Below are 23330 nucleotides of genomic sequence, written 5' to 3' on the forward strand. Positions count from 1 at the left end.
TGAATGAATGAAGAAAAAAGGTGCACTACTCGCTACGTTGCTCCTTGGGGCAAGCATGTTATTCGGGTGTTCAGGAGGTGACAAAACAGCGACAGAACCAGAAAAAGAAGGAGGAAAAGAGCAAGGAACGATTAAAATTGGTGCATTGTTTGATATTACAGGCGCAACGGGAGATGTTGGTACACCGTATGCTGAAGGAGAAAAAGCGTATATTGAATACATTAATTCAAAAGGTGGGGTAAACGGCTATAAAATTGAGCTTGTCGGACAAGATTACGCTTATAAAATTCCTGAAGCGCAAAAGCTGTATCAAAAATATAAAGCGAGCGATAAAGTGTCGGCGATTTTAGGATGGGGAACAGCCGATACGGAAGCGTTGCGACAACAAGTTGCAGCAGATAAAATACCATTTTTCTCAGCTTCTTATTCAGAAAATTTAAAAAACATAAAAGAAAGCCCATACAACTTTTTGACAGCGGCGTCGTATTCTGATCAGGCACGCTCCGTGCTTCGTTGGATTAAAGAAAATCATGCAGGTGGCACGCCAAAAGTTGCGCTTATTTACAATGACACGGCATTTGGAAAATCACCAATTCAAGACGCAAAAGACTTTGCGAAAGAAATTGGTGTAGAGATTGTGGATGAACAAATTGTTGACTTAAAAGCGCTTGATGCGACATCTCAACTATTGAACATGAAGAAAAAAGCACCGGATTATGCGATTATTCAGCAAACATGGGGTGCGACAGCAACGATTTTAAAAGATGCAAAAAAATTAGGCATTGACACGCAATTTATTGGTTTAAACTGGACAACTGGTGAAGGATTGCTCCCGATTGCAGGAGATGCGGCAGAAGGATTTATCGGCGTGGTGACACATGCGTTTCCATATGAAGATTTACCAGGGATGGCTGAAGTGAAAGAGTATTTAGCAAGCAAGGGTGAAAAATTAGAGGACAAAAATCAAAAATTTATTCAAGGATGGGTTACAGCGAAAATTTTAGTAGAAGGAATTAAGCAAGCGGACGATCCAACGACGGGAGAAGGCATTCGTCAAGGATTAGAAAAATTAAAAGATCTTGATTTAGGCGGCTTAGCTGCACCAGTTACGTTTACAGCTGATAATCATGCAGGAACGAATCAAATTCGTTTAGCGAAAGTTGAAAACGGACAGTTTAAGGTGTTTACAGACTACTTCGGATATTAAAGTGAATGAAAGGGTGTTTTCAATAGGAAGCACCCTTTCGCTTTCAGAAAGGGGGAGACGAATGCTTACGTTAAACAATGTGGAAGTGATGTATAACCGCGTTATTCTCGTGTTAAAAGGTATGTCTATGGTTATTCCAGAAGGAAAAATTGTCGCGTTGCTTGGCAGCAATGGGGCAGGGAAAACAACGACGTTAAAAGCCATTTCGGGATTATTAAGAAGTGAAGATGGCGAAGTAACAGATGGATATATTGAGCTATATGGGGAACGAATCGAGGGAAAAGACGCAGAAGAAATTGTAAAAAAAGGGATTTTTCAATGTATGGAAGGAAGACGCGTGTTTGAACATTTGACGGTAGAAGAAAATTTAATCGTCGGTGCTCATACGCGAAAAGATCGCCACAATATTAAAGCAGATTTACAAAAAGTGTATCATTACTTTCCGAAGCTTCATATGTTACGCCATCGCCAAGCAGGATATTTATCGGGTGGAGAACAGCAAATGTTAGCAATCGGTCGCGGTATGATGGCAAAACCAAAAATTTTACTGCTCGACGAACCATCGTTAGGAATTGCCCCGTTGCTTGTGAAAGAAATTTTTTCGATTATTAAGCGAATTAATGAAGAAGAAGGAACGACAATTCTCGTCGTCGAACAAAATGCGAACATCGCATTATCGATTGCGCACTACGGATACATTATGGAAAACGGTCGTATCGTAATGGACGGTCCTGTCGAGAGATTACTTGAAAATGAAGATGTAAAAGAATTTTACCTCGGGATGAGCGAAAAAGGGCGTAAAAATTATCGAGAAGTGAAGTCGTATAAACGGAGAAAGCGGTGGTTGTAATGAAAAGATGGAAATCGTTTTTGATTGAAGCGTATGAGCGGTCTACGGCATTGCGCGAGCGATTAGACGCTGAAAACATCAATCCACATGAATTAGAAACGATTGAGCAACTGAGTCGCATTCCGGTATTGAAAAAAGAACAATTACCTCTTTTACAAAAACATGAGTTACCATTTGGAAATATGATTACAACACGATCGAATGAATTGGCACGCATTTTTATGTCCCCAGGACCGATTTACGATCCGCAAGGAAAAGAAGAGGATGATTGGGGATTTGCAGAAGCGCTTCGAGCGGCTGGATTTACAAGCGATGATATTGTGCAGAACACGTTTTCATATCATTTGTCTCCAGCAGGTTTTATGTTTGATAGCGCTCTTCGTCGTATCGGTGCAACCGTCGTGCCGGCAGGACCAGGAAATCGCGAATTGCAAGTGCAGCTCATGAATGATTTGCAAGTGACTGGGTATGTTGGAACACCAAGCTTTTTACATTTATTGTTGCAGTATGCGGATGAAAAAGGAATACATGTAGCGGTGAAAAAGGCGTTTTTTACGGCAGAAAAGTTAACAGAAAGCATGCGTGAACAGTTTGAACAACGGGGTATTCATGTTTTTGAAGGATATGGGACGGCTGATTGCGGTTGCATTGCATTTGAGGATCGTCAAGGTCCAGGTTTAAAAATTAGTTCGCGAGCTATCGTCCAACTGTGCGATCCGATTAGCGGAGTACCACTTGATGAGGAGGGAGAAATTGTCGTTACGATATTTGATCGCACGTATCCGCTTGTTCGATTTGGCACGGGAGATGTGTCACGTTGGGTCGATGGGTATAAAGGGGAGCGTATCGTTGGTGTGCTTGGACGTGTTGGAACAAGCGTAAAAGTGAAAGGGATGTTTGTGCATGAACAACAGTTGAAGCAAGTCATGGCTGAGGTAGGATGCCCGCTATTTCAAGCGGTCGTAACAAATGAAGGTGGTCATGATCAATTGACGATTTACATGGAAAAAGAGCTGAATGAAGAAGCGAAACAAAAAATAAAAAACGTTATTCGTGTTACACCGACATTTGTTTCCGTTGATCGTGTAAATGACGGAGAGCGGTGTCTCATCGATCAAAGAAAATGGTAAAAAGAGGCGTAATGCCTCTTTTTACAAAAATGTCCGCTTTACTTTTTCCCAGAAAGAGTTATCTTTCAGTTTGACTGTTTTAATCACTTTTCCACTTAATGCAATATCAATTTTTTCGATATGTTGAATGCTTAGTGCTTCATTATCCATACCGATAATTGGATAGTCGTTTCCGTCTTGTACCACTTTTAATGTCAACTTGCGATTCCCGCTTAAAATAAATGATGAACCGAGCGTGCGATAACGATTATTGTTTAGTGATGCTAATTCGCTTACTTGAAAGCACGGAAGCATCGGGTCTACGACTGCCCCATTAACCGACTTATTGTAAGCTGTGCTTCCAGTAGGTGTAGCAATGATCATTCCGTCGCCTCGGAATGTTTCAAAATGCAAATTGTCGATAAATACGTCCATGACAAACGTTTTAATAATACTTGAACGAATCGTGCATTCATTTAAACAATAAAATGACGTAGAATCATTGACTGTCACATAAATCGTTGGATATTTACGCACTTCGATTTGTTCCGTTGTCATCGCCTCAATCATTTTTTCTGTATCGTGAATATGAAAATCACAATACATACTTAATGAGCCTAATGTTGAAATGCCAGCATATAAGCAATCGTCACGAAATCCGGTTTTTCTTACCGCTTGCAAAAACGTACCGTCTCCACCGACGCTGACAATAATGTTTGCATGTTTTGCATTATCCACGACTTCAAATTCATACTGTTTGGCGAGTTCAATGAGCGGTTGAACTTGTTTCGTCGTTTCTTCATCATGTTTATGAAAGAAGTACATGCGATTACGGCGTTCAGTCATCGTTTTCCCTCCGTTAAAATGTCCTCACGTTTATTTTATCATTTATTTTCCATTCATAGCGAATTTATTCGTTTAATTTTGCTCAATTTTGTCGAAAATGTCATCGGGAAGGAAGTGAAAAACCGATGATTTTCGTGATTACCATCATCTTTATTACCTTCTTAGCGATTATTCCTTTTTTATATGTGCGAATCACCATTCAATTTCAACATACCCAAGACGATGATCAATTAACAATACATATTCGCCTTCTTCGTTTTCTTCGTTATCGTTTTACTGTTCCGCTCATTGAAATATCAAATAGGGAAGCCGGATTAGTGACAGAGCAAAAAACAAATACAGGGAAAGATGAAAAAACGACATTTACCGTTGCTGATGCGCGCCAACGTTTAGCACAAATCAAACAGTGGGTAAATGACATCGTTCATTTACATACGATTATAAAAAAATTTTTACAAAAAGTTTCCGTTTTACAGTTTCAATGGCATACGCAAATCGGTGTGGGAGATGCGGCAAAAACAGCGATGCTCGTTGGGATTGGCTGGTCAGTTAAATATTATATGGTAGCAGTCATTAGCAAATATATGAACGTTTGTAGCGCTCCTTCCATTTTTATTGCCCCTTTTTTTCAAGGCGCATTATCGCGTACATCGTTTACATGTATGATTCGATTTCGAATCGGTTATGCTATATTAGCAGGACTGAAGATCGTCAAACATTGGAAAAAAGGTGCAAAAGTTGCTAGGAGGAATGAAAATGAATGGACATCCGATTGAAGGGTTAATGACGACAGCGATGGAAAATTTAAAGCAAATGATCGATGTCAATACGATCATCGGTGATCCTGTCGAGACACCGGATGGAAGCGTCATCTTAACTGTATCGAAAGTCGGTTTCGGCTTTGCGGCCGGCGGTAGCGAGTTTATGTTAAATCATGGAATTGAACAACAAAAAGAAGCTCATCCGTTTGGTGGCGGAAGTGGTGGGGGTGTATCGATTACACCGATTGCTTTTTTAATTGTGAACAGTTCAGGTGTGAAGCTACTACATGTAGATGAAAGTACGCATTTATATGAGAAAATTTTAGATCTCGCCCCGCAAGCGATCGAAAAAATTCAACAAATGTTCGAGAAAAAAGAAAAGCCGAAGCAACAACAAAACGAAGTATCAGATTTTGATATTTAGTCTCAATCGAAATAATTGAATTTTTTATCTAATTACGTTATGATGAGCCTGTATCTTATATAAAGAGGAGGCTTACTATGGCGAAGGTTACATTTAAAGGAAACCCGGTCACATTAGTTGGTAACGAAGTAAAAGTCGGTGATGCAGCTCCGAATTTTACTGTGCTTGCTAACGACTTATCGCCGGTGACATTAGATGATACAAAAGGATTTGTTCGTTTAATTAGCGTTGTGCCGTCGATTGATACAGGCGTTTGTGATGCACAAACACGTCGCTTTAACGAAGAAGCAGGAAACATTGAAGGAGTAAAAGTGTTGACGATTAGCGTCGATTTGCCATTTGCTCAAAAACGTTGGTGCGCAGCGCACGGATTAGAAAACGTTGTTACGTTATCTGACCATCGCGATGTATCGTTTGGTCAAGCATACGGTGTGCTTATCCAAGAGTTACGTTTACTCGCTCGTGCTGTATTTGTCGTTGATCGTAACGATCGCGTCACATATGTTGAGTACGTACCAGAAGCAACGGATCATCCGAACTACGAAGCGGCAATCGAAGCAGCAAAACAAGCGGCTCAACAATAATTGCTTGAGGCTATCTCAAAAAGGGATAGCCTTTTTCGTTTAAATTTCCTAAAATAAAATGTCGGACAGAAAGGAGTGAAACACATTGGAAAAGCTATTTACAGTCATCGATGAAACGGCGACATTGTTGCAAGAGGAGTTAAAATGTTCGTATTTAGAAGCTGTCGCAGAAACAGGTGAAAACTTATTTCACGGGGATGTTTTGCAAGAAGAAGTGAACGAGTTGTTAAAAAAGCGGTTAAAAAAAGCGTACACATCCGTCCGGTTACATGATTGGAACAATGAACATATTCGTAAAGCGTTACAATTAGCGATGTTAAAAGGAATGAAACAATATGTACAACCTCATCATCAAATGACACCAGATGCCGTATCCGTATTTATCGGTTATTTAGTTGATGAATTTACAAAAACATATTTTTCGCTCTCTCTTCTCGATCCTGCCGTTGGAACAGGAAATTTAATGACGGCTGTGTTGAATCAACTCACAAATAAAAAAGTAAAAAGCTACGGAGCAGATGCGGACGATTTACTATTGAAACTCGCTTATGTCAATGCAAATTTACAACAACATGAAATTCAATTTTTTCATCAAGATAGCTTAAAGCCGTTGTTTATTGAACCGGTCGATGTAGTCGTATGCGATTTGCCGATCGGATATTATCCAGACGATGAACATGCAAAATCGTTTCGTTTACATGCCGAAAGCGGCCATTCGTATGCCCATTATTTATTTATTGAACAAAGCATTCGTTATACGAAAGAAGGCGGATATTTATTTTTTCTCGTCCCAAATACGCTTTTTACATCAGATGAATCAAAAAAATTGCATGCGTTGATTAAAGAAGAAACGTTTATTCAAGGATTGTTGCAGCTTCCGCTTTCGATGTTTAAAAATGAAGCAGCAGCGAAAAGTATTTTTATTTTGCAAAAGAAAGGCGCGCATGCGAAAGCGCCAAAACAAGCGTTGCTTGCACAACTTCCTAGCTTTGCAAATAAAGAGGCGATGCAAGCGATGGTCGTGAAGCTCGAACAATGGCTGAAAGAAAATCGTTCATAACCTTCTGAATATAACAAATATGTGAAGAAAACGTTTTCGTAACGTTTGCGTACTTGAAAAGAGCGATGAACGACCCGTAAAATGAGAAACGTACCGATGAAATTCGCATATTTGCATACAATAATTGTGAACGATGTTAAAGGAGCTGTTTAGTCAAATGCCAAAAGTCATTGCGATCAACGCGGGAAGTTCTTCGTTAAAGTTTCAATTGTTCAACATGCCGAGTGAAGAAGTATTAACAAAAGGTGTGGTTGAGCGAATCGGTTTTGAAGATGCGATTTTTAATATTACGGTCAATGGAGAAAAAATAAAAGAAGTAACATCCATTCCAGATCATGCGGTTGCTGTGAAAATGTTGCTTGATAAATTAATTGAGCTTGGCATTATTCAATCGTTTGATGAAATTGAAGGAATTGGTCATCGCGTTGTGCATGGTGGTGAAAAGTTTAGCGATTCTGTTTTAATTACAGATGAAACGTTAAAAGAAATTGAAGATTTGTCAGATTTAGCCCCATTGCACAACCCAGCGAACGTTGTTGGCATTAAAGCGTTTCGTGAAGTGTTGCCGAACGTACCAGCTGTGGCTGTATTCGATACAGCGTTCCATCAAACGATGCCAGAGCAGTCGTTTTTATATAGCTTGCCATACGAGTATTATGAAAAGTTTGGCATTCGTAAATACGGGTTCCACGGCACATCACATAAATATGTGACACAACGAGCAGCTGAACTATTAGGACGTCCAATTGAGCAACTTCGTTTAATTTCTTGTCATTTAGGAAATGGCGCAAGTATCGCAGCGGTAGAAGGCGGAAAATCGATCGATACGTCCATGGGCTTTACGCCGCTTGCAGGTGTAGCGATGGGGACACGCTCTGGTAATATCGATCCAGCGTTAATCCCATACATTATGCAAAAAACAGGAAAAACAGCAGAAGAAGTGATTGATATTTTAAATAAAAAGAGCGGTATGCTTGGTTTAACTGGTTTTTCAAGCGATTTGCGCGATATTGAAGAAGCGGCGGCAAAAGGCGATCAACGTGCCGAATTAGCGCTTGAAGTATTTGCTGGACGTATTCATAAATATATTGGTTCATACGCAGCGCGTATGTGTGGTGTCGATGCGATTATTTTCACAGCAGGTATTGGAGAAAATAGCGATGTCGTGCGTGCGAAAGTATTGCGTGGTCTTGAATTTATGGGCGTATACTGGGATCCGGCATTAAATAAAGTGCGCGGAAAAGAAGCGTTCATTAGCTATCCACACTCGCCTGTAAAAGTATTAGTCATCCCAACGAATGAAGAAGTGATGATTGCTCGCGACGTCATGAGATTAGCGAACATAGCGTAAAAAAAGGTGTCCATACGGGCACCTTTTTTAAAAGATAAGAAAGTATAAAATTTCAGATTTGGGGAGCTGTCTAGCTCCAAGCGCCATCGGCTCGAGTCGCTCCGCCCCTTCTTTTGGCGGCGACACATTGAGACACTTCGTTGATGTTACCCACGCAGAACCAAGCGACCGCTTGGTTCGAGTTCTCCTCGGTGGGGCTTGTGCGCTCTTCGCCGATAGGCGGGCGCTTTGCGCTTTTCCTATTGATGTATGCGGTTTGTTACCGTTTGATTCATTCGATACCAAATCCATAAATCGTTAATGATTGAAGCGAGAGATGCAATTTCAAAGTTGAGCATGCATGAGCGAGCGAAATCGTTTTCTTCTCCGAGTTGTCTTTGCTTTTCATTAATTTGCTGTTCTAATTCAATAATTCGATCAGGAATTTTCCCGCGAATCGTCTCCCACTCTAATAAAATTTCTGCTTGTTCTTCTTTTGTGTACATATCCCATGCTTTCTCTAAATGTGGCAAGCGAATGCCAAGGCGTTCATCATATACAAAGTGTGCACTCATTTCGTTCTCCCATCCTTTTCATTTATTAATTTTTATTTTAATCAAAATAGTTATTGAAAAAAAGAAAAATAGCTGTTACATTATTAATATGCAAAATGAATAAATATTAAATTATAAGTATTTTTATTCTTTAGGGAGGAACGATCATGGCAAAACCAAAAGTAGTGCTCGCTTATTCTGGGGGGTTAGATACATCGGTAGCGATTAAATGGCTACAAGAACAAGGATATGATGTTGTAGCTTGCTGTTTAGATGTCGGAGAAGGAAAAGATTTAGAATTTGTGAAAGAAAAAGCGTTGAAAGTTGGCGCTGTACAATCATATATGATTGATGCGAAAGAAGAATTCGCGAATGAATATGCGTTAATTGCTTTACAAGCCCATGCGCTATATGAAGGAAAATATCCGCTCATCTCTGCGTTGTCCCGTCCGTTAATTTCGAAAAAGCTTGTTGAAATTGCTGAATTAGAAGGAGCGGTTGCTGTTGCGCACGGCTGCACAGGAAAAGGGAATGACCAAGTGCGTTTTGAAGTATCGATTCAAGCATTAAACCCGAACTTAAAAGTGATTGCGCCTGTTCGGGAGTGGAAATGGTCGCGCGAAGAAGAAATTGAATATGCAAAGCAACATAACATTCCGATTCCAATCGATTTAGATAGCCCGTTTTCCATTGATCAAAACTTATGGGGAAGAAGTAACGAATGTGGCATTTTGGAAGATCCGTGGGCAGCGCCGCCAGAAGAAGCGTATGAGTTAACAACTGCGCTTGAACATACACCGAATGAACCAGATGTCATTGAAATCGGCTTTGAACAAGGGGTACCGAAAACAATTAACGGAAAAGCGTATTCGCTTGCAGAACTCATTTTACAATTAAATGCACTAGCAGGAAAACACGGTGTCGGCCGCATCGATCATGTTGAAAACCGGCTCGTTGGCATTAAATCGCGTGAAGTGTACGAATGTCCTGGAGCAATGACGCTAATTAAAGCGCATAAAGAGTTAGAAGACTTAACGCTTGTAAAAGAAGTAGCTCATTTCAAGCCGATCATCGAGCAAAAAATTGCGGAAGTCATTTATAACGGTCTTTGGTTTTCGCCACTAAAAGATGCGCTTGTTGCATTTTTAAAAGAAACACAAAAAAGTGTTACCGGCGTCGTACGTGTGAAATTGTTTAAAGGTCATGCGATTGTAGAAGGGCGAAAATCTCCGTTTTCGTTATATGATGAAAAGTTGGCGACGTATACAGCAGAAGACGAATTCGATCATCAAGCGGCTGTCGGATTTATTTCTCTATTTGGCTTGCCTACAAAAGTATATAGCATCGTCAATGGAGAAAAGAAGGTGAACGTGTGAAAAAGTTATGGGGGGGACGATTTACAAAAACAGCAGCACAATGGGTCGATGACTTTGGTGCATCGATCCATTTTGATCAACAGCTCGTTGAAGAAGATATCGAAGGAAGTATGGCGCATGTGACGATGCTTGGCGAATGTGGCATTTTACCGAAAGAAGACGTCACAACGATCAAAAACGGATTAATGAAGCTATTAGAAAAAGCGAAACAAGGAGAACTTTCTTTTTCTGTTGCGTATGAAGATATTCATTTAAACATTGAAAAAATGTTAATTGATGAAGTTGGTCCTGTTGGTGGTAAGCTTCATACAGGGAGAAGTCGCAACGATCAAGTGGCGACAGATATGCATTTATATTTGCGAAAACGAGTGATCGAGATCGTTGAACTCATTCGTCAGTTGCAGCGCGTGCTTGTCAAAAAGGCGGAACAACATATTGAAACGCTTGTCCCCGGCTATACGCATTTGCAACGGGCGCAGCCGATTTCGTTTGCCCATCATCTAATGGCGTACGTATGGATGTTTGAACGGGATCGCGAACGTTTTACCGAATCGCTCAAACGAATTAACAAATCACCCCTCGGTGCTGGAGCGCTCGCAGGGACAACGTTTCCGATCGATCGCCATTTAACAGCACAACTTCTCGGTTTTGATAGCATATATGAAAATAGTTTAGATGCGGTAAGTGATCGCGATTTTATTATTGAATTTTTAAGTAATAGTTCTATTTTAATGATGCATTTATCTCGTTTTTGTGAAGAGCTCATTCTTTGGTCGAGCCAGGAGTTTCAGTTTATCGAAATGGATGATACGTTTGCGACGGGAAGCAGCATTATGCCACAAAAGAAAAACCCAGATATGGCTGAGCTCATTCGTGGGAAAACGGGGCGAGTGTATGGAAACTTAATGGCTTTATTGACCGTTATGAAAGGGCTACCGCTTGCTTACAATAAAGATATGCAAGAAGATAAAGAAGGAATGTTTGACACCGTACAAACGGTGATCGGTAGCTTAAAAATTTTTGCTGGTATGATTGAAACGATGACGATTCGCACAGATGTGATGGAAAAAGCAACGAAACAAGATTTTTCGAATGCAACGGAACTAGCGGATTATTTAGCGAAAAAAGGTGTGCCGTTTCGCGAGGCGCATGAAATTGTCGGAAAACTTGTGCTGACATGTATTGAACGAGGTGTTTTTTTAGCTGATTTACCGCTTCATGTGTATCAACAAGCTTCCCCTTTATTTGAGGAAGATATTTATGAAGCGCTCAATCCGTACACAGCTGTCAACCGTCGCACGAGCGCAGGAGGAACAGGGTTTACGGAAGTGAAAAAAGCGATTGAGAAAGCAAAACAAATGATAGAGGCATAAAAGCAAACGCTTTTATGCCTCTGTTTGTTCAGGTGTGCGTACGACGAGTACGTCGCATTTTGCATATCTTGTAATATGTTCAGAAACACTTCCAATGAAAAATCGTTCCACAGCGCTCATTCCTGTTGCGCCACAAACAATTAAATCTACTTCATATTTCGGAGCGACTTCTTTTGAAATTTTTACTTTTGGGGAACCGTACTCAATATCTGTGACGACTTCTTTGACGCCCGCATCGACTGCTTGCTTTTCGTATGATTGCAACAATTCTTTTGCGAATTTTTCCGCTCGCTCTGCCACTGTTCGATCGTATGCTTCGATCGTCGCAAATGAACGAACGTCGATAATGTGCGAAAGAACGAGTGAAGCATCGTTCCGTTTAGCAATTTCAATTGCTTTTTTAAACGCCCATTCTGCTTCTTTTGAGCCGTCGACTGCGACTAAAATTTTTTTGTACTTGTACATAAACACTCCCCCAATAAAAAATTTTCCTTCCAATTCAAGTATATCATTTTTTGTAAAACAAACACTACGTATTGTCGAAAAATTTATGACGAAAGGGGTAAAACGATGCGTGAAAAGGAACAGAAAGAACAATTGTATTACGATGAAAATGGGGTCGCAGAAGTGACCGAACAAATTACGGACGCATACATTAGCGGGGTTATTGAACAGAAAGATGAGCAAAAGAGGCGATAATGCCTCTTTTGTTTCTCGTGGTAATCGAGCATAATATGTGTTTTCCTCCGTCTATTTGTAGTACGATAAACATAACAAAGCATGGATGGAGGGATAATGGTGAGACATGCTATTGTAACAGCAGGAACGAAAGGACTTGGCAAAAAAGTAACGGAACGCTTTTTAGACAAAGGCTATGCTGTCACTGTCCATTACCGAAGCGACATACAAGCTGTTGAAGCGTTGAAAGAAGCGTATCGTCATTGTCATGATCGCCTTTATTTTGTGCAAGGGGATGTGACGAATAAAGAAGATTTAGTTCGTCTTGTAGATGAAGCGTTTGCTACATTCGGTCGCATCGATTATTTAATTCATAATGCAGGTCCTTACATATTTGAACGAAAAAAATTAGCTGATTATACGGATGATGAGTGGTATGAAATGGTTGAAGGAAATTTAAGTGCGATGTTTCATTTATTTAAGCGGGTTGTGCCTATTATGCGGAATCAACGTTTCGGACGCATTGTAACGTACGGTTTTCAAGGGGCAGATCATGCGCCAGGATGGATGTATCGATCAGCGTTTAGCGCAGCGAAAGTGGGGCTTGTCTCATTAACAAAAACGATTGCACTTGAAGAAGCAGAATACGGCATTACAGCGAATATGGTTTGTCCGGGAAATATTATCGGGGAAATGAAGGAAGCAACGATTGCATATGCTCGTCAGATGAAAGACGACATGACGCCAATTGGCCGTTCAGGGACAGGGGAAGATATTGCGCGCGTTGTCGAGTTTTTATGTGATGATCTTTCCGATATGATTACTGGAACAGTTATTGAAGTGACAGGAGGGCTTGATGTTATTCATCGTTATCGAAAATAGGCTGCCAACATGACAGCCTATATGATTTGTAGTTCTTTTGGATATGTCGTTAAAAGAAGCGGTCCTTTGTCGGTCATATAAATGTCATCTTCAATACGTACGCCACCGACGGAAGGAACGTAAATGCCAGGCTCGATCGTAAATACCATTCCCGCTTGAAGTGGCATGGTATTTGTTGCGTTCAGCGACGGATATTCATGAACATCAATACCGAGCCCATGTCCGATTCGATGCGGAAAATACGCTCCGTACCCTTCTTGTTCAATTCGTGAACGAGCTGCCTTGTCAACGCTTCCGATAGATGCACCAATTTGACATGCATGAATAGCTTCCTGTTGCGCTTGTAAGACGACATCGTATATTCGCTTTTGTTGTTCAGTTGGCTTTCCAAATACGACGGTACGCGTAATATCAGAACAGTATCCGTCCAGTACGACACCGAGATCAAACAAAACAAAATCACCCGGTTGGATGCGATTCATTCCTGGAACACCATGAGGATGTGCGCTATTTGTTCCGGTAAGCACCATCGTATCAAACGCCATGGCGCGTACCCCTCGTTTTTTTAATTCGTACTCAATGGTAGCGATAATATCCAGTTCTGTTTTCCCTTCTTTTAGGGCACGAACGCCGACATCGACACCGAAATCAGCTAATTCAGCTGCTTGACGAAGCGTTTGTAACTCTTTTTCATCTTTCGTCATTCGCAGTTCATGGAGCGTATCAGTTAAGTCGAAAAACGATGCATGTGAAAAGTATGATTGTAGCTGCTCAAGACGACTTACCGTCATATGAGATGCTTCAATACCAATTCGTTCTGTTTGTACGTTTCGTCTGTTTAGTTCATCGCGCAACATATGCCAAGGATGATGCACATCATCATAGCTGACGATCGTATATGCCCAACCGGCCTGTTTTGCTTGATTCGCATCCATCTCTGGACAGATGAGAAACGGTTCGTCATCGGGGAAGATCACAACGGCTAGTAGTCGTTCATGTGGATTGCTATAAAAGCCACTAAAATAAAAAACGTTTGCTGTTGATGTAATGAACGCCCATGATCCATTTTTTTCTTTCAGTTTTTGTTGGAGTTTACTTATTCGCTCCATCATTTTCACTTCCTTTCTTTTTCAGATTATCACGGATAAAAAAAGAAGGAAATAGGACAGAAATGAAGAAACAAAATGATGTAAAAAACGGAGAAAGGAGAAGGAAAGATGAAGCTCACTTATCACGGACATTCTGTCGTTAAAATGGAGACGAACGGAAAAACGATTTTCATTGATCCGTTTATTACGGGCAACCCAATGACAGATCTAAAAGCAGAAGACGTTCACGTTGATGTAATTTTATTAACACATGGTCATAACGATCATGTCGGTGATACCGTTTCATTAGCGAAGCGAAACGACGCCCTTGTCATTGCTCCGTATGAATTAGCTACTTATTTAAGTTGGAAAGGTGTTCGTGTTCATCCGATGCATATCGGTGGATCGTTTACGTTTGATTTTGGAAAAGTCAAATTGACGCAGGCGTTTCACGGCTCTAGCTATGTAGAAGAAAACGAAACGATCGTGTATACAGGCATGCCAAGTGGCATTTTGTTTCATGCCGAAGGAAAAACGATTTATCATGCCGGAGATACCGCGTTATTTTCTGATATGAAACTCATCGGAGAAATGAATGACATTGATGTGGCGTTTTTACCAATTGGCGATAATTTTACGATGGGACCAGAAGATGCGGCTGTTGCAGCGAGATGGTTGAAGGCGAAAATGGTTGTTCCGATTCATTACAATACTTTCCCTGTCATTCAACAAGATCCACAGCAGTTTGTGTCGATGATTGAGGGCGTTGGGCGCGTCTTGCATGTTGGTGAAAGTATTGAACTGTGAAAACGTTCATTGAATGCGGTCATGCACACCCTTATAATAAGAGTAAGAAACTGTCGAAAAAGGGTGGGGCAACTTGACGATTACGAAGCACGAACAAATTTTACAATATATTGAGAGCTTACCGGTCGGAGAAAAAATATCTGTGCGCCAAATTGCTAAAGAAATGGGAGTAAGCGAGGGGACGGCTTATCGTGCCATTAAAGACGCTGAAACAAAAGGATATGTGAGCACGATTGAACGAGTCGGAACGATTCGGATTGAACAAAAAAAGAAAGAAAATATTGAAAAGCTGACGTATGCCGAAGTTGTCAATATCGTTGATGGGCAAGTGCTCGGAGGAAAAGAAGGATTACATAAAACGTTAAATAAATTCGTCATCGGTGCGATGAAGCTTGAAGCGATGATGCGATATACGGGAGCAGGGAATTTACTGATTGTCGGAAACCGAACAAAAGCGCACGAATTAGCGCTTGAAGCAGGAGCGGGCGTTCTCATCACAGGTGGTTTTGATACAGAAGAACATGTAAAAAAACTAGCGGATGAGCGCCAGCTTCCGATTATTTCGACAAGTTATGATACGTTTACGGTTGCGACAATGATTAACCGTGCCATTTATGACCAGTTGATTAAAAAAGAAATTGTTCTCGTTGAAGATATTTTGACGCCATTTGAAAAAACGGCATATTTGTATGTGACAGATCCAGTCGAACGATGGTATGAGCTCAATCGTGAAACGAAGCATAGTCGTTTTCCGGTCATCGATCAACAATTAAAAGTGCAAGGGATTGTGACTGCAAAAGATGTAATGGGCTATGAACGTGACGTGCTTATTGAGAAAGTGATGACGAAACATCCGATTACGGTAAGCGGAAAAACGTCAGTCGCTTCCGCATCGCATATGATGGTTTGGGAAGGAATTGAAGTGTTGCCGGTCGTCGATGAATATAATCGACTGCAAGGAATTATTAGCCGTCAAGACGTATTAAAGGCATTGCAAATGGTGCAACGTCAGCCGCAAATGGGTGAGACGATCGATGATATTGTCACAACTCAGTTTTTAACTGAAACGGTTGACGGTGTTTTTCGTTGCAACATTACTCCACAAATGACGAACCATTTAGGGACGTTATCATATGGGGTATTTACAACGATTGTAACTGAAGCAGCGACGCGCGCGCTTCGCTTACATAAACGAGGTGACCTCGTCGTAGAAAACATCACCATTTATTTTATTAAACCTGTCCAAATTGATAGCGTCATCGACATTAAGCCGAAGCTATTAGAAATAGGTCGTAAGTTTGGGAAGGTTGACGTCGAAGTGTTTAATGAAGGAACGCTTGTCGGAAAGGCGTTAATGATGTGTCAGTTGCTTGAACGACAATAAGGCTGCATATAGCAGCCTATTTCGTTTCCTCCGCTTCTTTTACTGCAAGTGGAAAATAGTAGCGATGGGCACGATAGCCTCCCCATATGCTTCCTGCACCAACGAAAAGAAAGACGATGCCAACGATAAGGGAAACAGTTGAACGGTGAATAAAAAATTGATTGATCGCAAAGAAAAATACAAATGAGCCAAGCGCAATGCTTGATTTTGCACTAATCCATTTGCGCTCCATCGGCCGTTTGCTGCGGAAATATTTGATTTTGTAATACAAATAAAACGAAAGTGAAAAAATGATAAGTATAACAAATATCGGCATAGTCAGTCCTCCAACAAAAAAATCGTTGCGTGATTATTTTACATCTTTTCGAATCATAATAAAATATGTTTTAATGGAGAAAAAAAGGGAGAAGCGCCATGGAACAAAAGATTTTGGAAATCATTCGTCATATTCAACAATTTGATACGATTATTATTCACCGTCACGTTCGACCAGATCCTGATGCGTACGGTTCGCAAGGGGGATTAGCGGAGCTTATTCAAGCGTCGTTTCCAGAAAAGCACGTATATACCGTTGGAAAAGATGAACCATCGCTCGAATTTTTGCGTAAAATGGATGTGATCCCTGATGAAACGTATAACGACGCTCTTGTGATCGTTTGCGATACGGCAAATGAAGAACGAGTATGCGATCAACGTTATAAACTTGGAAAAAAAGTTATTAAAATTGATCATCATCCAAATGAAGATCCGTATGGTGACATTTTATGGGTAGATACAAACGCTAGCTCGGTTAGTGAAATGATTTATGAGTTGTATTTAGTCGGCAAGGAACACGGTCTCGTTTTAACGAAAGAAGCCGCTCGACTGATTTATGCAGGGATTGTTGGGGATACAGGTCGTTTTCTTTTCCCAAGCACGAATCCAAAAACATTTAAATATGCAAGCGAATTAGTTGAATACGGATTTTCATTTGTCGACTTGTATGATCAGTTATATCGTACAAAACTATCTATCGCGCATTTAAGCGGATATGTGTTGCAAAATTTCGAACTATCCGAACATGGAGTGGCTCATATTATATTAACGAAACAATTATTAAAACAATATGATGCAACACCGTCAGAGGCTTCGCAACTTGTTAGCGTGCTTGGAAATATTGAAGGAATACGAGCATGGGTGTTTTTTGTGGAAGAAGATGATCAAATTCGCGTCCGTCTTCGTTCAAGAGGTCCGATCGTCAACGAAGTTGCAAAAAAATATCGAGGCGGTGGCCATCCACTAGCAGCAGGAGCGTCTATTTATTCGTGGGAAGAAGTGGAACACGTGTTGGCAGATTTAAACGAAGTATGTAAGCAACAGTAGAGAGGCCTCTACTGTTGCTTTAATTTTAGTTCAATAGATATATTTGTGAAAAATAAAATTGTTTCGATATGAAGATTGTACGTACGGTTGTCGATGATATACGTTTTATTTTCAATCGCTTTTTTTAGTAGCTCCTTACTTTTATATACTGTTTCAATATCTTTCGCTGTGATATGTTGAATATCTTTTTTTATATCTTCTTCAATTCGAAACGCTGTGTACGTATCGATGCCGTATGATTGCGCGTTAATGACTTTGACATCAATTGATTGAATCGTTAGTCGTTTTTTATTTTCTTTATTTAGTTCGATGTAATCTTGTTGCCAAATGTTTAAATCGTGTTTCAACTGGGTGATGATTTCTCGTTGTACGTTGAGCTGGCGAACTTGTTTTTCTTGTAAAATAACGAAAATTTGTAAAAAAACGATCCAGCTAATGATTGCTCCGATGGCCGCTCCAGCAAAAAAACGTTGCCATCCTGGATCGCGTGCATACGGTGGGACTCTCATGCGCCATGCTCCTGTGTAAACCAGCGAATAAACGTCATACCTGTTTGTGCGCCGCCCGTGGCTGATAAAATGAGTAAAAATTGCTTAATGACATCTCGTGTTTCTCCTTGGAAAAATCCGCGCTCAACGCTATAAAACGTATCAAACGTCCCTCCGATCGCTGCAATTAAAGCCCAAATTTTTAAACTGCTTGCAAAACGATACATCATTGTCAGCGGTGGTTCTCCAGATAAAAAAGCTCCAAATCCACCGATCAACGCTCCTCCAACTAACACACCTAAAGCGATGAAATAGCTTTGAATAAAAGCAGGCAAAAACGCTGTTTTCATCTCCATCTCGCTCACTCCTTCTGTATACTATGTATATGGGACAAACAAGCAAGGTATGTTTTGCTTTTCAACATATATGTTTCTGTTTTTTCATTCAATCGTAAAAATTTTGATAAAATATATTTGAGATCACACTTCTTTTGTGATTATCTTTACATCTTATTGCATGGCTCTCTGATGAACATATATAGTAAAAGAGAAAGCGAGGTGAACAACGATCATGATGGCGAATCGAGTGGAAAGGCACATCATTTATCCAAATCATCCGTATTATCCGATGATCGACGAGTATTGTTTTCGTTCAAAAAATTTGTACAACTTCGCCAACTATCAAGTCAGGCAAACGTTTTTTCAACACGGCACGTATCTTTCTTACAACAAGCTAGACAAGCTGCTGAAAACAGAAGGGATGGATGCAGACTATCGGGCGATGCCAATGGCTCAATGTGCCCAACAAACGTTAAGAATACTCCATCAAAATTGGCAATCATTTTTTAAGTCGATGAAAGATTGGACAAAAAACAAAGACAAATATACAGGCAGACCGAAACCGCCCAAATATCTCAAAAAAGACGGACGATATGTACTTGTGCTAACGAATCAATCATGCAAAGTCGTCGATGAACACATCACGTTTCCTGCCTGTTTCCAAGGGTTTCAACTAAAGACAAACATGAAAGGGAAGCTTCAACAAGTCCGATTCGTTCCAAAACACCGCCATATCATCGTCGAAGTCGTTTACAAAATCCCTATTCCACCGCAAAAACAAGATCACAACAGATACATCAGTATTGATTTAGGATTAGATAACTTCGCAACCATTGTGAACAACGTGGGGAAACAACCGATCGTCATCAATGGTAAAGGTCTAAAATCCGTCAATCAATACTACAACAAACAAATGAGCCACTACCGCAAAGTAGCGAAACAAATGAATGGACTCGGTTGGACAAAACGAATGAGCAAAATGACAGAAAAACGAAACCGCATCGTGGAAAACTTTATGCACCAAGCGAGTGCCTTTGTCATGAAACATGCGTTGGCTTTAGACTGCGATACGATTGTGGTGGGGATGAATAAAGATTGGAAGCGTGAAGTCAATCTCGGAAAGCGTACGAATCAAGCGTTCGTTCACATTCCGTATCAAACGTTTCTTCATCAGTTGCAGTACAAAGCAAAACAGCATGGCATTCGCGTCATCGTGACAGAAGAAAGCTATACATCGAAATGCAGTTTTTTAGACATGGAAGAAATCAAAAAGCAAAAGCAATACAAAGGAACGCGCATCAAGCGTGGACTGTTTCAATCTGAAAACGGAACGCTCATCCACGCAGATGTCAATGGGGCATACAACATTATGAGAAAAGTATTCCCAAAGGCGTTTGCCAATGGGATAGCGGGTGTGGGGTTACACCCCATCCGAGTACATGTCGCTTAAACGACGTGGACGGATAAACAATTTTATTAAAATCTTTATCATTATTCTATGATTTTAATAAAATTGATAACCTAATAGAAAAAAATAGAAAAGGTGGGAGACACATTGTCGTTTATCCATCTACAAGTGCGAAGTGGTTATAGCTTATTAAGTAGCACGGTGAAAATTGAGGAGCTCGTTATGCGGGCGCGTGAGCTTCAATTTTCAGCAGTTGCGTTAACGGATGAAAACGTCTTGTATGGGGTAATTCCGTTTTATAAGGCGTGTCAAGCGCACGGAATCAAACCAATTATCGGTATGATTGCAACGGTGATTGATGAACACGGTCATGCAGATCAACTGGTGTTGTTGGCGAAAAATAACGACGGGTATCGTCAACTTGTCCATATTGCTACAGCCATTCAATTAAACGACGGAAAGGGCATTTCTTTATGTGACTTATCCCGCTACACGAGCGAATTAATCGGTATGACAAGCGGAGTACATGGGAGAGTGGAGCAGCATTTGCTGAACGGGGAAATCGATCAAGCAGAAACGCTCGTTCACACGTACGCGAAGCTATTTCAACGCGGCGATTTTTATATAAATGTGCAGCGACACGGCTTACAAGAACAAGAATATTTGTTGCCGCTACTTCTTGAACATAGTAAACGATGGGACATGCCGCTCGTGGCGACAAACGATGTACGTTACATGTGTAAAGAAGATGCGCTTGCTTTTGAATGTTTACTTGCGATGAAACACGGAAAGAAAATGGCCGACCCGAGCCGTCCACGCTTTTTAACGAATGAATACCATTTCAAAAGCGCTGACGAAATGATCTCATTATTTTCAATGTATCGTGAAGCCATCGAGGAGACGGTGCGTATTGCACAGCGATGCAATGTGACGTTTGAGTCTAAAAAATGGTTTATGCCGCGCTATCCTGTTCCTTCGGGGAAAACGGCTGACGAATATTTGCAAACGTGGTGTTGGGAGCAATTCACGAAACGCTTTCCTGATCGGCCAGAAGCATATGTTACTCGGTTACAATATGAACTGCAAATCATTCAACAGATGAATTTTAGTGACTATTTCTTAATTGTCGCTGATTTCATGCGTTTTGCGCGTGAACGAGGAATATTGACAGGACCGGGACGTGGATCAGCCGCAGGATCCCTCGTTGCTTACATACTCGGAATTACACAAGTCGACCCGTTACAATATGGGCTTTTATTTGAACGATTTTTAAATCCAGCTCGTCTGTCACTTCCAGATATTGATATCGATTTTCCTGATCATCGTCGCGAAGAAGTCATTCGTTATATTGAACAAACATATGGAAAAGATTATGTTGCGCAAATTATCACGTTTGGGACATTTGGAATGCGCTCAGCCATTCGTGAAGTCGGTCGTGTGTTTGAGGTAGATGAACAAGAAATGGAGCAAACGTTAGCTACGGGACGATTCGATCATACACGTCCATGGCATAGCGTCGTACAACGGATTGAAGGCTTGCCAAAGCATACGTCCATTCATGCTGCTGGTATTGTCATTAGCCCATGCCCGTTAACAGACATCGTCCCCCTTCAAGGCGGACAAACGACAACGTATGTGACGCAATATGCGATGGATGCACTTGAGCAAATCGGATTATTAAAGTTTGATTTACTTGCCCTCAAAAATTTAACGATCGTTGAGCAAATGATTCATAGCGTTGAACAGCGGACAGGCTATCGTTTGCGTTTTGAAAATATACCGCTTGATGACGAACAAACGTATGCGCTTTTCAGTCAAGGGGATACTTTTGGTGTGTTTCAGCTTGAGTCAGAAGGAATGAAGCGGGTGTTGCGCGAATTACAACCGACAACGTTTGAAGATATTGTAGCAGTAAACGCTTTATTTCGTCCCGGACCGATGGAACAAATTCCAACATATATTTCCCGTAAACATGGGCGTGAGCCGATCGTTTACATGCATAATGATTTGCAATCGATTTTGCAATCGACATATGGAGTTATCGTGTATCAAGAGCAAATTATGAAAATTGCTGAACAAATGGCGAGCTATTCGTTAGCAGAAGCCGATTTGTTACGTCGCGCAATAAGTAAAAAAGACGTTGGACAAATGGAAAAAGAGAAACAGCGTTTTATTGAAGGGTGTATGCAAAATGGGTACGCTGCCCATATCGCAAACGAATTGTATGAGCTCATCGTTCGTTTTGCTGGTTATGGGTTTAACAGGAGCCATGCAGTAGCATACAGCTATATCGCATATATGCTTGCATATATCAAAGCGCATTATCCGCTCGATTTTTACGCTGTTTTATTAACAAATGTCATCGGACAAAAAGAAAAGATGATGCAATGTGTACACGAACTTCGCAAAAAACGAATACGTTTACTTCCTCCTTCCGTCGGACGAAGTGAAGGGCATTTTACCGTTGATGGAAACGATATTCGTTTTGGATTGTTAGCGATTAAACAAGTAAGTTCTGCCTTTGTTAAACAAATAATTCGGGAGCGTCAAAGACAACCATTTTCCGATTTTTTTGATTTCGTTTCGCGATTACGTATCGAGCCTTCACAAAGAAAGATCGTCGAAGCGCTTATTTTTTCCGGCTGTTTTGACGAATTTCGTGTGGAGCGTGCCACCCTTTATGCAAGTATTGACGTGGCGCTTGAGCATGCCGAGTTTCTGACCCCTAATCTCGACGTACGACCAAAATATGTTCATGCTGAACCGTTATCGCTCATCGACCAATTAAAATACGAAAAGCAATGGCTTAACGTATACGTTTCCCCTCATCCGATTGAATCATTTGCCCATTTTTATTCGATGTGGGGGGCAAAACGTATGTACGAATGGGAAATAGAAAAAGCGAATGTTGGCAAAGTGATCGCATACGTTGAGGAGGTGACGAAAAGGCGGACAAAAAAAGGGGAAGAAATGGCGTTTGTGACGATTTGTGACGATAGCGATGAATGGTATGCGATCGCATTTCCGACGATTTATAGCCGATTTCATTCTTTATTACAACAAGGAAGCGTGTTGTACATGGAAGGGAAAATAGAGCAGCGGCCAAATGGCTGGCATCTCATTGTACAACAAGTGAGGAAGCCGGTATGTGTTTACGTGAAAATTGATGAACAGCACGCGTCGCCAGCTATATTGCAGAAGTTAAAAGAAGTGTTAATCGCTCATCGCGGATATGCACCTGTTATTTTGTACTATGAAGCAGAACGAAAAAAAGTGCAGCTTTCTCATGAATATGCTGTGTCCCCACACGATGAGTGCATTCATCAACTAACGGCATTGCTGGGGGATGGGAATGTCGTTGTGAAATAAAAATGCTTTACTATTTTTCATTTTTATTATATTTTTATAGAAGTTAAGTGGT

The 23330-nt window shown here is 40.8% G+C and carries 24 protein-coding genes; 17 read left to right on the top strand and 7 right to left on the bottom strand.

What is annotated here, in order from left to right; translation table 11 throughout:
• Nucleotides 1–7: 7 nt before the first annotated feature.
• The 3 genes from HNR63_RS07225 to HNR63_RS07235 all read left to right on the top strand — a co-directional run bounded on the left by HNR63_RS07225 (nt 8) and on the right by HNR63_RS07235 (nt 3187).
• Nucleotides 8–1207 (top strand): ABC transporter substrate-binding protein, encoded by a 1200-nt coding sequence (locus HNR63_RS07225; protein ID WP_181520296.1) that lies wholly within the window; start codon nt 8–10, stop codon nt 1205–1207.
• Nucleotides 1208–1268: 61 nt separating this feature from the next.
• On the top strand, nt 1269–2057 hold the full coding sequence (locus HNR63_RS07230) for an ABC transporter ATP-binding protein (RefSeq protein WP_009361542.1): 789 nt from the start codon (nt 1269–1271) through the stop codon (nt 2055–2057).
• Nucleotides 2057–3187, top strand: coding sequence for a phenylacetate--CoA ligase family protein (locus HNR63_RS07235; protein WP_181520297.1), 1131 nt, complete (start codon nt 2057–2059; stop codon nt 3185–3187). The genes HNR63_RS07230 and HNR63_RS07235 overlap by 1 nt, the downstream gene beginning before the upstream one ends.
• A 21-nt stretch (nt 3188–3208) precedes the next feature.
• Here the strand turns inward: HNR63_RS07235 and HNR63_RS07240 are convergent, their stop codons facing one another.
• Nucleotides 3209–4012: an NAD kinase gene (locus HNR63_RS07240; RefSeq protein ID WP_085788277.1), complete on the bottom strand. Its 804-nt coding sequence runs from the start codon at nt 4010–4012 to the stop codon at nt 3209–3211.
• A 125-nt stretch (nt 4013–4137) separates the two neighbouring features.
• Here HNR63_RS07240 and HNR63_RS07245 point away from each other — a divergent pair, with 125 nt between their 5' ends.
• The 5 genes from HNR63_RS07245 (at nt 4138) to HNR63_RS07265 (ending at nt 8192) form a co-directional block, all read left to right on the top strand.
• Nucleotides 4138–4788: a DUF2953 domain-containing protein gene (locus HNR63_RS07245; protein ID WP_181520298.1), complete on the top strand. Its 651-nt coding sequence runs from the start codon at nt 4138–4140 to the stop codon at nt 4786–4788.
• Nucleotides 4769–5197, top strand: coding sequence for a GerW family sporulation protein (gene ytfJ, locus HNR63_RS07250; RefSeq protein WP_181520299.1), 429 nt, complete (start codon nt 4769–4771; stop codon nt 5195–5197). Before HNR63_RS07245 ends, ytfJ begins: the two co-directional genes overlap by 20 nt.
• 77 nt (nt 5198–5274) lie before the next feature.
• Nucleotides 5275–5781 carry a thiol peroxidase gene (gene tpx, locus HNR63_RS07255; RefSeq protein ID WP_085788280.1) on the top strand — a complete coding sequence of 169 codons (507 nt, stop codon included), beginning with the start codon at nt 5275–5277 and terminating at the stop codon, nt 5779–5781.
• An 85-nt stretch (nt 5782–5866) separates the two neighbouring features.
• A complete protein-coding gene (locus HNR63_RS07260; RefSeq protein ID WP_181520300.1) occupies nt 5867–6841 on the top strand; it encodes a class I SAM-dependent methyltransferase in 975 nt (324 codons plus the stop codon).
• 157 nt (nt 6842–6998) lie between these two features.
• A complete protein-coding gene (locus tag HNR63_RS07265) occupies nt 6999–8192 on the top strand; it encodes an acetate kinase (protein ID WP_043965415.1) in 1194 nt (397 codons plus the stop codon).
• Between the two features lie 239 nt (nt 8193–8431).
• Here HNR63_RS07265 and HNR63_RS07270 read toward each other — a convergent pair whose 3' ends face one another.
• Nucleotides 8432–8746 (bottom strand): hypothetical protein, encoded by a 315-nt coding sequence (locus HNR63_RS07270; RefSeq protein ID WP_021093765.1) that lies wholly within the window; start codon nt 8744–8746, stop codon nt 8432–8434.
• Between the two features lie 146 nt (nt 8747–8892).
• Here HNR63_RS07270 and HNR63_RS07275 point away from each other — a divergent pair, with 146 nt between their 5' ends.
• Entirely contained in the window at nt 8893–10101 is a 1209-nt protein-coding gene (locus tag HNR63_RS07275) for an argininosuccinate synthase (protein ID WP_181520301.1), read from the top strand.
• Entirely contained in the window at nt 10098–11474 is a 1377-nt protein-coding gene (gene argH, locus HNR63_RS07280) for an argininosuccinate lyase (protein ID WP_181520302.1), read from the top strand. Before HNR63_RS07275 ends, argH begins: the two co-directional genes overlap by 4 nt.
• Before the next feature lie 12 nt (nt 11475–11486).
• Here argH and HNR63_RS07285 read toward each other — a convergent pair whose 3' ends face one another.
• The gene (locus tag HNR63_RS07285; protein ID WP_009361531.1) at nt 11487–11939 is read right to left on the bottom strand and encodes a universal stress protein; all 453 of its coding nucleotides are present in this window, start codon (nt 11937–11939) and stop codon (nt 11487–11489) included.
• Nucleotides 11940–12044: 105 nt separating this feature from the next.
• On the opposite strand from HNR63_RS07285, the gene HNR63_RS13925 reads away from it, so the two are divergent.
• Both HNR63_RS13925 and HNR63_RS07290 read left to right on the top strand, forming a co-directional pair.
• Complete coding sequence (locus HNR63_RS13925; protein WP_021093768.1) at nt 12045–12173, top strand: hypothetical protein; 129 nt, start codon at nt 12045–12047, stop codon at nt 12171–12173.
• Nucleotides 12174–12254: 81 nt separating this feature from the next.
• Nucleotides 12255–13034 (top strand): SDR family oxidoreductase, encoded by a 780-nt coding sequence (locus tag HNR63_RS07290; RefSeq protein WP_181520303.1) that lies wholly within the window; start codon nt 12255–12257, stop codon nt 13032–13034.
• Between the two features lie 17 nt (nt 13035–13051).
• On the opposite strand, the gene HNR63_RS07295 is transcribed toward HNR63_RS07290, so the two are convergent.
• Nucleotides 13052–14146 carry a M24 family metallopeptidase gene (locus HNR63_RS07295; RefSeq protein ID WP_181520304.1) on the bottom strand — a complete coding sequence of 365 codons (1095 nt, stop codon included), beginning with the start codon at nt 14144–14146 and terminating at the stop codon, nt 13052–13054.
• Between the two features lie 105 nt (nt 14147–14251).
• On the opposite strand from HNR63_RS07295, the gene HNR63_RS07300 reads away from it, so the two are divergent.
• Together HNR63_RS07300 and HNR63_RS07305 are read left to right on the top strand one after the other, a co-directional pair.
• On the top strand, nt 14252–14929 hold the full coding sequence (locus tag HNR63_RS07300; protein WP_021093771.1) for a metal-dependent hydrolase: 678 nt from the start codon (nt 14252–14254) through the stop codon (nt 14927–14929).
• A gap of 73 nt (nt 14930–15002) precedes the next feature.
• Nucleotides 15003–16313: a CBS domain-containing protein gene (locus HNR63_RS07305; RefSeq protein ID WP_181520305.1), complete on the top strand. Its 1311-nt coding sequence runs from the start codon at nt 15003–15005 to the stop codon at nt 16311–16313.
• Nucleotides 16314–16329: 16 nt separating this feature from the next.
• Here HNR63_RS07305 and HNR63_RS07310 read toward each other — a convergent pair whose 3' ends face one another.
• Entirely contained in the window at nt 16330–16629 is a 300-nt protein-coding gene (locus HNR63_RS07310) for a YtpI family protein (protein ID WP_021093773.1), read from the bottom strand.
• Between the two features lie 98 nt (nt 16630–16727).
• Here HNR63_RS07310 and HNR63_RS07315 point away from each other — a divergent pair, with 98 nt between their 5' ends.
• Nucleotides 16728–17675 carry a DHH family phosphoesterase gene (locus HNR63_RS07315; protein WP_181520306.1) on the top strand — a complete coding sequence of 316 codons (948 nt, stop codon included), beginning with the start codon at nt 16728–16730 and terminating at the stop codon, nt 17673–17675.
• 8 nt (nt 17676–17683) lie between these two features.
• Here the strand turns inward: HNR63_RS07315 and ytrI are convergent, their stop codons facing one another.
• Together ytrI and ytrH are read right to left on the bottom strand one after the other, a co-directional pair.
• On the bottom strand, nt 17684–18184 hold the full coding sequence (gene ytrI / locus HNR63_RS07320; RefSeq protein ID WP_181520307.1) for a sporulation membrane protein YtrI: 501 nt from the start codon (nt 18182–18184) through the stop codon (nt 17684–17686).
• Nucleotides 18181–18519 (bottom strand): sporulation membrane protein YtrH, encoded by a 339-nt coding sequence (ytrH, locus tag HNR63_RS07325; RefSeq protein WP_021093776.1) that lies wholly within the window; start codon nt 18517–18519, stop codon nt 18181–18183. The genes ytrI and ytrH overlap by 4 nt, the downstream gene beginning before the upstream one ends.
• Before the next feature lie 214 nt (nt 18520–18733).
• On the opposite strand from ytrH, the gene HNR63_RS07330 reads away from it, so the two are divergent.
• Nucleotides 18734–19951: an RNA-guided endonuclease InsQ/TnpB family protein gene (locus tag HNR63_RS07330; RefSeq protein ID WP_181520308.1), complete on the top strand. Its 1218-nt coding sequence runs from the start codon at nt 18734–18736 to the stop codon at nt 19949–19951.
• 105 nt (nt 19952–20056) lie between these two features.
• A complete protein-coding gene (gene dnaE / locus HNR63_RS07335; protein ID WP_181520309.1) occupies nt 20057–23278 on the top strand; it encodes a DNA polymerase III subunit alpha in 3222 nt (1073 codons plus the stop codon).
• Nucleotides 23279–23330: the final 52 nt, after the last annotated feature.

It is taken from the genome of Anoxybacillus ayderensis (assembly GCF_013761015.1).
In the GTDB taxonomy this organism is placed as follows: Bacteria; Bacillota; Bacilli; order Bacillales; family Anoxybacillaceae; genus Anoxybacillus; species Anoxybacillus ayderensis.